This is a genomic window from Sphingomonas phyllosphaerae, assembly GCA_036946405.1.
Taxonomy (GTDB): Bacteria; Pseudomonadota; Alphaproteobacteria; order Sphingomonadales; family Sphingomonadaceae; genus Sphingomonas; species Sphingomonas phyllosphaerae_D.
Genome location: JAQIJC010000001.1, coordinates 1,178,276 through 1,189,735, shown reverse-complemented (window position 1 = coordinate 1,189,735; position 11,460 = coordinate 1,178,276). Strand labels below are relative to the sequence as shown.

13 protein-coding genes, 1 tRNA gene and 1 riboswitch are annotated in these 11,460 nt (G+C 68.7%); of the genes, 11 read left to right on the top strand and 3 right to left on the bottom strand.

Features of this window, described 5'->3' with window-relative positions; genetic code table 11:
• Window positions 1-19 precede the first annotated feature (19 nt).
• The gene (parC, locus tag PGN12_05565; protein ID MEH3103356.1) at window positions 20-2,269 is read right to left on the bottom strand and encodes a DNA topoisomerase IV subunit A; all 2,250 of its coding nucleotides are present in this window, start codon (window positions 2,267-2,269) and stop codon (window positions 20-22) included.
• A gap of 52 nt (window positions 2,270-2,321) precedes the next feature.
• On the bottom strand, window positions 2,322-3,209 hold the full coding sequence (gene gcvA / locus PGN12_05560; protein MEH3103355.1) for a transcriptional regulator GcvA: 888 nt from the start codon (window positions 3,207-3,209) through the stop codon (window positions 2,322-2,324).
• A gap of 102 nt (window positions 3,210-3,311) precedes the next feature.
• Between gcvA and PGN12_05555 the strand changes: the two genes are divergently transcribed.
• The 7 genes from PGN12_05555 (at window position 3,312) to purQ (ending at window position 8,410) form a co-directional block, all read left to right on the top strand.
• Window positions 3,312-3,473 (top strand): hypothetical protein, encoded by a 162-nt coding sequence (locus PGN12_05555; GenBank protein MEH3103354.1) that lies wholly within the window; start codon window positions 3,312-3,314, stop codon window positions 3,471-3,473.
• Between the two features lie 247 nt (window positions 3,474-3,720).
• Window positions 3,721-4,878: an OpgC domain-containing protein gene (gene opgC / locus PGN12_05550; GenBank protein MEH3103353.1), complete on the top strand. Its 1,158-nt coding sequence runs from the start codon at window positions 3,721-3,723 to the stop codon at window positions 4,876-4,878.
• 44 nt (window positions 4,879-4,922) lie between these two features.
• Window positions 4,923-5,765, top strand: a complete 843-nt coding sequence (locus tag PGN12_05545) for an alpha/beta hydrolase (protein ID MEH3103352.1) — start codon at window positions 4,923-4,925, stop codon at window positions 5,763-5,765.
• Window positions 5,765-6,589 (top strand): DUF4349 domain-containing protein, encoded by an 825-nt coding sequence (locus tag PGN12_05540; GenBank protein MEH3103351.1) that lies wholly within the window; start codon window positions 5,765-5,767, stop codon window positions 6,587-6,589. Before PGN12_05545 ends, PGN12_05540 begins: the two co-directional genes overlap by 1 nt.
• Before the next feature lie 99 nt (window positions 6,590-6,688).
• Window positions 6,689-7,468 (top strand): phosphoribosylaminoimidazolesuccinocarboxamide synthase, encoded by a 780-nt coding sequence (locus tag PGN12_05535; GenBank protein ID MEH3103350.1) that lies wholly within the window; start codon window positions 6,689-6,691, stop codon window positions 7,466-7,468.
• A gap of 46 nt (window positions 7,469-7,514) precedes the next feature.
• A complete protein-coding gene (gene purS, locus PGN12_05530; GenBank protein ID MEH3103349.1) occupies window positions 7,515-7,745 on the top strand; it encodes a phosphoribosylformylglycinamidine synthase subunit PurS in 231 nt (76 codons plus the stop codon).
• Window positions 7,742-8,410, top strand: a complete 669-nt coding sequence (gene purQ, locus PGN12_05525; protein ID MEH3103348.1) for a phosphoribosylformylglycinamidine synthase subunit PurQ — start codon at window positions 7,742-7,744, stop codon at window positions 8,408-8,410. Before purS ends, purQ begins: the two co-directional genes overlap by 4 nt.
• Before the next feature lie 48 nt (window positions 8,411-8,458).
• Here purQ and PGN12_05520 read toward each other — a convergent pair whose 3' ends face one another.
• Window positions 8,459-9,202, bottom strand: a complete 744-nt coding sequence (locus PGN12_05520; protein MEH3103347.1) for a queuosine precursor transporter — start codon at window positions 9,200-9,202, stop codon at window positions 8,459-8,461.
• Between the two features lie 57 nt (window positions 9,203-9,259).
• On the opposite strand from PGN12_05520, the gene PGN12_05515 reads away from it, so the two are divergent.
• The 4 genes from PGN12_05515 to cobO all read left to right on the top strand — a co-directional run bounded on the left by PGN12_05515 (window position 9,260) and on the right by cobO (window position 10,993).
• A tRNA-Arg gene (locus tag PGN12_05515) sits at window positions 9,260-9,336 on the top strand.
• A gap of 120 nt (window positions 9,337-9,456) precedes the next feature.
• On the top strand, window positions 9,457-9,906 hold the full coding sequence (gene msrB / locus PGN12_05510; protein ID MEH3103346.1) for a peptide-methionine (R)-S-oxide reductase MsrB: 450 nt from the start codon (window positions 9,457-9,459) through the stop codon (window positions 9,904-9,906).
• 54 nt (window positions 9,907-9,960) lie between these two features.
• Entirely contained in the window at window positions 9,961-10,365 is a 405-nt protein-coding gene (locus tag PGN12_05505; protein ID MEH3103345.1) for a hypothetical protein, read from the top strand.
• Window positions 10,366-10,387: 22 nt separating this feature from the next.
• Window positions 10,388-10,993: a cob(I)yrinic acid a,c-diamide adenosyltransferase gene (gene cobO, locus PGN12_05500; protein ID MEH3103344.1), complete on the top strand. Its 606-nt coding sequence runs from the start codon at window positions 10,388-10,390 to the stop codon at window positions 10,991-10,993.
• 168 nt (window positions 10,994-11,161) lie between these two features.
• A riboswitch (cobalamin riboswitch) is annotated at window positions 11,162-11,351 on the top strand.
• Window positions 11,352-11,460: the final 109 nt, after the last annotated feature.

Genomic DNA, 11,460 nt, shown 5'->3' with positions numbered 1-11,460 from the left:
GTTAACGCCGCGGTGGCGATCAGAAGCGATTGTCGCGCGGAAATCCGTTGGGCGGCATCCGCCCCGCCGCGCCGCGCGCGGTACGCCATTGCGACAGGTCCGTCTCGGTTCGGGTCCGCCCGCTGTCGCCCCCCATCGCCCAGCTCAACCCGTCCGCGAAGACGAGGGTTCGCGCATCCGCCAGCCCGCCATCGCGATAGCGTTGCAATTGCACTCCTTGTCCGCGCGTCATCTCGGGCAGGTCGGCGATCGGGAACAGCGCCAGCTTGCGATTGTCGCCGATCACCGCGACGTAATCGTCGGCGGGCGCGACCGGGCGCACCACCGCCAGCGTGGCACCGGCTCGTGGCGCGACCACCGTCTTGCCCTTGCGCGTCTCCGCGATCACGTCGGCGACCGGCACGATGAAGCCGCGTCCGTCGCTGGCCACCACCAGCAGCCGCGCCGCGCGCGCCGCGCTCAGGAACGCGACGATCGGCACGCTGCCGTCGAGGTCGATCGACGCGCGCACCGGCTCGCCGAAGCCGCGCCCGCCCGGCAACTTGTCCGCCGCCAGCGTGAAGAACCGCCCGTTCGCCGCCGCCAGCAGCAATTTGTCGGTGGTCTGCGCATGGAAGGCGAAGGCTGGGCCGTCGCCCTCCTTGAACTTTAACGTCTCGGGCGCGGACAGGTCGACGTGCCCCTTCATCGCGCGGATCCAGCCGCGCGCCGACAGGATCACGCTGATCGGCTCGCGCTCGATCATCGCCTCCAGCGGGATGTCGCGTGCCACCGCCTGTTCGCGCAGCTCGGTCCGCCGCTTGCCGAGCGCGGTTTCGGGGCCATAACGGTCGCGCACCTTACGGAAATCGGCCTTCAGCCGCGTGCGCTGCTTCGCCTCGGAGCCGAGCAGCGCGGTCAGCGTCGCCTGCTCCTTCTCCAATGCCGCCTGCTCGCGCTTCAGCTCCATTTCCTCCAGCCGCCGCAAGCTGCGCAGCCGCATGTTGAGGATCGCCTCGGCCTGTCGGTCGGTCAGCGCGAACTCGGCGATCATCACCGCCTCGGGCTCGTCCTCGGTGCGGATGATCTCGATCACGCGGTCGAGGTTGAGGAACGCGACGATATAGCCGCCGACCAGCTCCAGCCGATCGGCGATCTTGCCCAGCCGATGCTCGGTGCGGCGTTGCAGCACCACGAACTGATGTTCGACCCACGCGGCCAGCGCGGCGCGCAGCGACATGACCCGCGGCGTCCGTTCCTTGTCGAGCACGTTGAGGTTGAGCGGAACGCGCGTTTCCAGATCGGACAGCCGGAACAGCCCGTCCATCAACACCTGCGCGTCGACGGTGCGGCTGCGCGGCTCCAGCACGATCCGCACCTGCTCGTCCGATTCGTCGCGGACGTCGGCGAGGATCGGCAGCTTCTTGTCCTCGATCAGCGCCGCGAGCTGCTCGATCAATTTGCCCTTGGCGACGCCGTACGGGATTTCCGACACGACAAGATGCCAGCCGCCGCCCTTTTCGGCGATCTTCTCGATCCGCGCGCGCACCCGGAACGCGCCGCGCCCGGTCGCATAGGCCTCGGCGATGATTGCGGGCGCGTCGACCAGCAACCCGCCGGTCGGGAAATCCGGTCCCTTCACATGCTCGAGGATCGCGGCATCGTCGGCGTCGGGCCGGTCGACCAGCAGGATCGCGGCGTCCATCAGCTCGGCGGCATTATGCGGCGGCACGCTCGTCGCCATGCCGACCGCGATCCCGCTCGCGCCATTCGCGAGCAGATTGGGAAACGCGCCGGGGAACAGCTCGGGCTCCTGCTCCTCGCCGTTATAGGTCGGTCGGAACTCGGTCGCATCCTCGTCCAGCCCGTCCATCAGGTCGATCGCGACCTGCGTCAGCCGCGCCTCGGTGTAACGGTAGGCGGCGGCATTATCGCCGTCGATGTTGCCGAAGTTTCCCTGCCCGTCGACCAGCGGATAGCGGAGCGCGAAATCCTGCGCCAACCGCACCATCGCGTCATAGACCGACTGGTCGCCATGCGGGTGGTATTTGCCGATCACGTCGCCGACGACGCGCGCACACTTCTTGTAGCCCGAGGCCGGATCGAGCTTGAGCAGCCGCATCGCCCAAAGAAGACGCCTGTGAACAGGCTTAAGACCGTCCCGCACGTCGGGCAGCGACCGCGCGGTGATCGTCGACAGCGCATAGACGAGATACCGCTCGCTCAGCGCACTGTCGAACGGCGCGTCGAGGATGCCGATCGGGGGATTGTCGGAGAGGTCGGTGGCCATGTCGGCGCGAGTGGTAGCAGCGCGAGGCGACGTTCCACAACCGTTCCGCGCGTCAGCCGCCCGAATTGACGAGGGTGGCGAGCAGCCATTCGCGGAAGCGCTTGATCTTGACCACCTTCGCCCGCGCCTCCGGATAGACCAGCCAATAGGCCTCGCCATCGCTCCCGACATGCGGGAAAAGCTGCAGCAGTCGCCCGGCGGCCAGATCGTTCTGCCAGAACAACGGCGTCAGCATCGCTACCCCCTGCCCGGCGATCGCCGCGCGTCCCTCGTGCGCCTGCGAATCGAGCCGGATGCCGGTATGCCGCGCCGAGACCACATCGAGCCCGGCATCGCCCAGCCACGTCGCCCACCACGGATCGTGCGCGCTGATCAGCGGCAGCTGGAGCAGGTCGGCGGGCACGATCCTTCCCCCATGATCGGCGAGGAAGGACGGCGAGCACATCGGCGTGAAGTCGAGCGTCATCAAACGGTGCGCGGCAAGTCCCCGCCATGTGCCCGCGCCCGATCGGATCGCGACATCGACCTCGTCGGTGGTAAAATCGGCCAGCCGGTTGTCGGTCAGCATCCGCACCGCGGTATCGGGATGCGCAAGCTGGAAGCCGCCGAGTCGCCACGCCAGCCACAGGTTGGCGAAGGTGTTGGTGGTCGACACGGTCAGCACCGCCTCGTCCTCGGCGCGCAGTCCGGCGAAGGCCGCATCGATCGAGTCGAATGCCGCAGTAAGCTGCGATGCGGCGCGGCGTCCCGCCTCGGTCAGCATCACCCGCCGCCGCTCGCGCCGGAACAGCGGCACGCCAAGCCGTTCTTCGAGCAGCCGGATCTGATAACTGACCGCCGCCTGCGTCATCCCCAGCTCGCTCGCGGCGGCAGTGAAATTCTCGTGCCGCGCGGCCGCCTCGAACACACGGACGGCGGCGAGCGGCGGCAGGTGGCGCATTCCTCGACGATAAGGTGCACTTATCACCTCCGTCCATCGCTTTGTTGGCGCGGATCGGTGCTGCGACGCATCATCCACCCGGTCTATCGAAGGAGCACGGACATGAACGCCGAGTTCGAAAGCCAGGTCTACGTCGCCCATCACCGCCAACTCGCCCGCAGCATCAACCGCTTCGTCCAGCGTACGCTGGCAGGCATGGCGCGGCTCCAGCGCCGGCAATTCGCCGCGCCGTGGCAGAGCCCGCCGCGCGCCTGCCACGATTAGCCGCCCTTCCTTCCACGTCGCCCCGGACTTGATCCGGGGCCCCGCTTCTTCTTCGTCGCCCCGCGCAAAAGCGGGATCCCGGATCAAGTCCGGGATGACGGCGGTGAACCGGGACGCGACGGCGCGAAAAAGCGGCAGCCCGTGTGGGACGGGTTCGCACCGGCAGCGCGGGCCGCTATCACCGCCATGCTGCACTGCACCTCAGCCCCGCCCGCCCGCCACCTGAAACCGCCACGGAGCCCGCCGCTTGCCACGTTACGGATTGATCGACGGGCTGCGCGGTTTCTTCCTCGTCTTCATGCTCATCAACCACCTCGTCTTCACGGGCGGGTATTGGATGCAGAACGTCAACCACAACAAGCTGGCGTTCGTCGAGGATGCGCAGGGCTTCGTGTTCCTGTCCGGGCTGATGATCGGGCTGGTCTATGGCCGCAAGATGCTCAGGCTCGGCTATGACGAGGGCCGCGCGCAGGTCTGGCGGCGCGCGTTCCAGCTGTATCGCTATGCGATGGGGATCGTCGTCGCGGTGCTGATCGCGCGCGCGCTGCTGCCCGGTGCGCCGCAGGCGTGGGGCAATTGGCTCGGCCATACCAGCCTGACCGGCGATCCGCTGCGGCTCGCGGCGATCGCGACCTTCCTGTTCCAGCCGACCGTCATGGACATCCTGCCGCAATACGTCCTGTACATGCTGGTCGCGCCGCCGCTGCTGCGGTGGTGCCTCGACGCCCGCGTCGTGCCGGTCGCGGCCGCGTCGGTCATCCTGTGGATCGCCGGCCAGCTCGCGATGCAGCGCTTCGTCACCGATCCGGTCGCGCAGTGGGTCACCGCCAGCGATGGACAGGGTCTGCGCGCCAGCTTCAACCTGCTCGGCTGGCAGCTGGTGTTCTTTTCGGGGATGATCGCGGGCGCGCTGACCGCCGCCGGACGGGTCGAGTGGCCGCGCGTGTTCCGCGCCGACCATCCCGCCCCGGCGACGGTCGCGCTCGCGATCTGCCTGTTCTTCGCGCCGCTGCGGCTGCTCAGCGCCTATGGGATGCTGCCGCAATGGCTGATCGAGAAGATCGACCTGCTCGGCATCCGCGGCGACTTCGGGCCGATCTATCTCATCAACTTCGTCGCCGCGACCGTCGGACTGACGTGGCTGCTGATCGCCGGGAAGGATCACCCCCGCCCCGCCGTCCGACGCATCGCCGAAGTGACGCGCACGCTGTTCTCGCAGGCGTTCCTGCGGCTGCTCGGGCGACATTCGCTCCACGTCTATGTCTGGCACGTCGCGATCGTCTATGCGGTCTATTATGTCGACCAGACCCACGGACCGTTCGCGACATGGCTGAAGACCGCCATCGCCCTCGCCGGCATCGCCTTGCTCGCGCTGCCCGCCGTTTGGCGCGAGCGCCGCGGCTGATCGCGCTTGCCGCGGCGTCACTCGCCACGGCATGTACGACCGCGATGCCGCCGACGCCGCTCACCTGGGCCGATCTGAGCGCCCGCCCGCGCGCCACGCCCGATGCGACGATCGCCTATGGTAGCGATGCGCTGCAGAAGGTCGATGTCTGGCTGCCCGCCGGGCCGGGGCCGCATCGCACCGTGCTGATGGTGCACGGCGGCTGTTGGCAGACCGAAATCGCCGACCGCCGGCTGATGGACTGGGTCGCCGACGACCTGCGCCGCAGCGGCTATGCAGTGTGGAACATCGACTATCGCGGCATCGACCGCAGCGGCGGCGGCTATCCCGGCACCTTCGCCGATGCCGCGGCGGCGGCCGACGCGCTGCGCACCCATGCCGCGCGCTTCGGGCTCGACCCGTCGCGGGTCGTCGCGCTCGGCCATTCGGCGGGCGGACACCTCGCATTGTGGCTCGCCGCGCGCCCGCGCCTTCCCGCCACCAGCCCGCTCGCCACCCCCGACCCGCTCAAGATCGCACACGTCATCAGCCTCGGCGGGCTCCCCGATCTCGAAGCCACCGCCACCAGCCCCGACAACGGCTGCGGCACCGCGGTGGTTGCGAAGCTGGTCGGCACCGATCGCGCCGACCCGTACGCCGACACCTCGGTCCCGCGGCTCTTCCCGCTCGGCGTGCCGCAGGACCTCGTCAACGGCCGCGCCGACCGCATCATCCCGTTCCGCATGGCGACCGACTTTGTCGCGCGCGCCCGCGCCGCCGGCGACGCGGCGACGCTGCATGAAGTGCCGGACACTGGCCATGTCGAACTGGTCACGCCCGACACCGCCGCATGGGCGGAGACGAAGCGATTGATCGCGAAGGCATTCACAGCGGGAGAGCGGCGATGATGAAGCGGTGGCTGCTTGGCGTCGCGCTCCTTCTGGCAAGCTGCGGCAGCCCGACGACCAGCAACAAGCTCAGCACCTTCGACGTCGAGGAACCAACCGCCGCGCCAAAGAACGAGGGCGGCCCGCAGATCGCCTACAGCTACGATCTCGCCTACCGCCTCGACCCCGGCACCCTCGACACTGTGCACCGCGCGCACCTCGACCTGTGCCGCAAGCTGACACGCGAGCACTGCATCGTCATGGAGGATGCGGTCACGCACACTCCGCGCGGCGACGACGCCGGCAATATGCGGCTGCTGGTCGACGCGCGGCTGGCGGGCACGTTCGGGCAGCAACTCGACGCACGCGTCACTGCCGCCGGCGGCGCCTTGCAGACGCGCCGCGTCACCGCCGAGGACGTGACCAAGCAGGTCGTCGATGTCGAGGCGCGGCTGCGCGCCAAGCAGGCGCTCGCCGACCGATTGTTCAGGCTGATCCAGAACGGCGGCGGCAGCGTCGGCGATCTGGTCGCCGCCGAGAAAGCCTATGCCGAGGTGCAACAGGACCTCGACGCCGCCCGCTCGCTGCGCGCCGAGTTGCAGCGCCGCGTCGCGATGTCGGAACTGACGATCGGCTATGCCGTCACCCCGGCGGGCGGCGTATGGGCGCCGGTCCGCACCGCCTTCGGGCAGGGCGGCGACTCGTTCGCGGTCAGCGCCGCGGCGGCGATCACCTTCGTCATCGCCGCGACCCCGTGGCTGGTGATCGTCGGTCCTGCGATCTGGTTGCTGATCCTCGGCTGGCGGCGCTTCCGCCGCTGGCGCGCGAGCCGGGTGCGCGCCTGATTTGCAGCCACCGCCCCCATCGCCTATAGCCGCGCCTGATTCCCCGCCCCGGCCGTCCGCAAACCCGCGCCGCCGGGGCGCTTCTTTTCGAGGGCAAGCATGGCACGCAGGCGGCAGATCTACGAAGGCAAGGCCAAGATCCTCTACGAGGGTCCCGAGCCCGGCACGCTGATCCAGTATTTCAAGGACGACGCCACCGCCTTCAACGCCCAGAAAAAGGGCACGATCAACGGCAAGGGCGTGCTCAACAACCGCATTTCCGAGCATATCTTCACCCTGCTCGATCATATCGGCGTGCCGACGCACTTCATCCGCCGCCTCAACATGCGCGAGCAACTGATCCGGCAGGTCGAGATCGTGCCGATCGAGGTCGTCGTCCGCAACGTCGCCGCCGGCTCGATCAGCAAGCGGCTCGGGATCGAGGAAGGCGTCAAGCTGCCGCGCACGATCCTCGAATATTATTACAAGGACGACGCGCTTGGCGATCCGATGATCTCCGACGAGCATATCGCGGCGTTCGGCTGGGCCAGCCAGGAGGAGATGCACGACATCGCCGATCTGGCGATTCGCGTGAACGACTTCCTGTCGGGGCTGTTCGCGGGCGTCGGGATCCGGCTGGTCGACTTCAAGCTCGAATTCGGCCGCATCTGGGACAATGACTATGGCCGGATCATCCTCGCCGACGAGATCAGCCCGGATGGCTGCCGGCTGTGGGACATGGCCTCCAACGAGAAGCTCGACAAGGACCGCTTCCGCCGCGACATGGGCGGCGAGGTCGAGGCCTATCAGGAAGTCGCGCGCCGGCTCGGCCTGCTGCCCGAGGGTGGCGACACCGCGGTGCTCGACCTCGAAGAGCATCGCAAGAGCCGCGGCAAGTAACCGCCACGCTTGCCCCGGCGCGCGCGCCGGGGCATAGCGCGCGGCCATGAAACTTCGCATCTACGTGACGCTCAAGCCCGGCGTGCTCGACCCGCAGGGCAAGGCGATCGAACACGCCCTTTCGGGGCTCGGCTTCTCGGGCGTCGACAGCGCGCGGGTCGGCAAGCTGATCGAGCTGGAGGTCGCCGAGGACACCGCCGATGCGGACGTCGACGCGATGTGCCGGCAATTGCTCGCCAACACCGTCATCGAAAATTACCGGATCGAGCGCGCGTGAAGACCGCGGTCATCGTCTTCCCCGGCTCCAACTGCGACCGCGACATCGCGGTGGCGCTGGAGCAGGCGACCGGCACCGCGCCGCACATGGTGTGGCATCGCGACACCGAACTGCCCGCCGGGATCGGCGTGGTGGCGGTGCCCGGCGGCTTCTCCTACGGCGACTATCTGCGCTCCGGCGCGCTGGCCGCGCGCTCGCCGATCATGACCGCGGTGCGCGAGCAGGCGGCGCGCGGGCTGAAGGTGCTCGGCGTCTGCAACGGCTTTCAAGTGCTGACCGAGGCCGGGCTGCTGCCGGGGGCGCTGATGCGCAACGCCGGGCTCAACTTCGTCTGCCGTGACGTGGCGCTGACCGTCGAGAACGCCGGCACCGTCTTCACGCACGGCTATCAGGCGGGCGAACAGGTCCGCTTCCCCGTCGCGCATCATGACGGCAATTACGTCGCCGACCCGGAGACGCTCGACCGTCTGGAAGGCGAAGGCCAGGTCGCGTTCCGCTATGCCGAGCCGGTCAACGGCAGCGCGCGCGACATCGCGGGGATCGTCAGCGCGGACGGCAACGTGCTCGGCATGATGCCGCACCCCGAGCGCCGCATCGAACCCGCCCACGGCGGCGACGACGGCAAGCGGATGTTTACCGGGCTGCTGGAGGCGGTGGGGGCGTAAACCTCGCGGTCGTCGCCCCGGACCTGATCCGGGGCGGCGCTTCTTCGTCTAGACCCGCGCCCGGAACGGCGTGAAGTCCGTCCCCCGGTCATACACATCCAGCCCCTCGGCGCGCTTCAACGCCCCGACCACCCAATAGGTCAGCGGCGTCAGCAGCACCTCCCAGCCGACCTTCAGCGCCCATTGGGTAAACAGCACGACCACCACCAGATGCGGCGTCCAGCCCTCCGCGCCCCAGAAGGCGAGCGGATAGAAGATTAAGCTATCGACCGCCTGCCCCGCCACCGTCGACCCGATCGTCCGCATCCACAAGTGCCGCCCCGCGGTCAGCACCTTCATCCGCGCCAGCACGTACGAATTGACGAACTCGCCCGCCCAGAAGGCGCACATGCTGGCGAAGACGATCCGCGGCACCTGCCCGAACACCGTCTCATACGCCGCCTGGTTGCGCCAGTCGGGCGCGGGCGGCAGCGCGACCACCACCCATGCCATCCCCGCCATGAACAGGGTCGCGGCGAAGCCGACCCAGATCACCCGCCGTGCGCGGGCATAGCCATAGACCTCGGTCAGCACGTCGCCGATGATATAGCTGATCGGAAAGAACAGGATCCCCGCCCCGAACGGCCAGTCGCCGACGCCCGGCAGCCGCACCTGCGCGACCTTGCCGGCCCCCAGCACGTTGGAAAGCAACAGGATCGCGACGAACGCCGCCATCACGACGTCGTAATAACGCAGCCGCCCGGCCTCGACCCGATCGGCCGCGATCGCGGTTATGCGCGTCTCTTCGGTCATGCCGCGATCATGCCCCCCATTCCTTCGCACGACAATCGTTGCTAGGCGAACCGGCGAGCGCCCGTAGCTCAGTTGGATAGAGCAAGGAGCTTCTACCTCCTTGGTCGGGGGTTCGAATCCCTCCGGGCGCGCCACCTGCCTTGCACGAACGGCCCGCGATCGCTGCCGGCCGTGCTCCGGTCAAAGGTGTATCTGCCCACCGTGATTCCTATTTTACATCGCAGATCGATTAGTCGACACGAGGGATCTGCAGCATGACCGACTACACCAAGACCGAAGAGGCGCTGGCCAAGCTGACGCCGGAGCAATTCTACGTGACCCAGCAGAGCGGCACCGAGCGCCCGGGCACCGGTGAATATCTCGGCAACAAGCGCGCCGGCATCTACGTCGACATCGTCTCCGGCGAGCCGCTGTTCGCCTCGGCGGACAAGTACGAGTCGCATTGCGGCTGGCCCAGCTTCACGCGCCCGATCGACGCCGCGCGCGTCACCGAGCTGCACGACGCCACGCACGGCATGGTCCGCACCGAGGTGCGCTCGGCGGGCGCCGACAGCCATCTCGGCCACGTGTTCGAGGATGGCCCGCGCGATCGCGGCGGGTTGCGCTATTGCATCAATTCCGCCGCGCTCCGCTTCGTGCCGCGCGAGGAGATGGAGGCGCAGGGTTATGGCGCGTACCTCGATCAGTTCGAGGACGTGCGCTGACTTGACCTGATCGGCGCGCGGCGCTTTGACGCCGCGCTTTCGATGAGGGCCGGGATGAACGATTGGGAAGAGCGCGCGGCACGCCGCGCCGAGGAGCGCGAGCGGCGCGCGCAGGAGCGCGTCGCCAGCGCGCTCGCCCGCACCGAACAGCGCGCGGTCGACCGCGAGGCGGCGTCACGGCTGCGCGAGGAAGCGCGCACCGCCCGCCGCGTCGAGGAGGAACAGCGCCGCGCCACGCTCGCCGAGGAACGCGGGGCGCGCCCGCGTCGCCGCCAGAGCACCGGCGCGCTCGCCCGCACCGGCGAACAGCGCGTCGAGCGCGACACCCGCCATTATGCCACCGACAAGGACCCGTCGCGCATCCGCACGCTCGCGGCGCGCGGCGCGAAGCCCGAGGCGCTGGCGGCGGTGTTCGGCGTGTCGGTCGCCGAGATCGCGGCGGTGCTGGCCGGCGACTGAGCGCCCCGCTATGCCCTTGTCGATGACCGACGATCGCGACGAACGCCACAACGAAAAGATGCGCCGCGTGCAGGCCGCGCGGCGCGTGATGATGGAAGGCAAGACCGTCGAGAAGGGCCTGCTGATCGTCCACACCGGCGCGGGCAAGGGCAAGTCGACCGCCGCCTTTGGCATGGCGGTGCGTGCGATGGGACACGGGATGAAGGTCGGCGTCGTCCAGTTCGTCAAGGGTGCGATGACCACCGGCGAGAAGGCGATCTTCGACGCTTTCCCCGAGCTGATCGAAGTCCGCACGATGGGCGATGGCTTCACCTGGGACACGCAGGACCGCGCTGCCGACGTGGCGAGTGCCCGTGCGGCGTGGGACGAGGTGCAGCGGATGCTCGCCGACCCGGACATCGCGATGGTGATCGCCGACGAGCTGAACATCGTCTTGCGCTACGATTACCTGCCGGTCGACGAGGTGGTGGCGGCGGCGACCGCGCGCGCGCCGATGAAGCATTTCGTCATCACCGGCCGCAACGCCCCCGACGCGCTCATTGAGGTTGCCGATCTGGTCACCGAGATGACGCAGGTCAAACACCCGTTCCGCGCCGGCGTGAAGGCGCAGGCGGGCGTGGAATTCTGACGCCGCTCGCTGACGTCATCCCCGCCCCCCCCCACCGTCATTCCCGCGAAGGCGGGAATCCAGAACCTCTGACCTCGCGCCTCTGTCGACGGAGCTGCGCGTCTGGATTCCCGCCTTCGCGGGAATGACGAGCCCACCACGCGATTGACCCAAGCCCCGCCCCCGGCTAGGGCGCGCGCCGCGACAGGTTCCCCCTGACCGGGGATCAAAAGGGAACGGGTAAACCCCGGCTGCCCCTGCAACTGTAAGCGGCGAGCCCGCGCGCCACACGCCATTGGCCCCTCAACGGGCTGAGAAGGCGGCGCGCATCGGCGATGACCCGTGAGCCAGGAGACCTGCCTGTTCGCGATCGTCCTTCGCTCGGCCAGGGTGCGCCGAACGGACGGGAAGGCCGCACGGCGCAACGCCGGCGGACGGACCCAGCGTGACGATAGCCAACCGCCGCGGGCGGTCGACGCCGCGAGGAA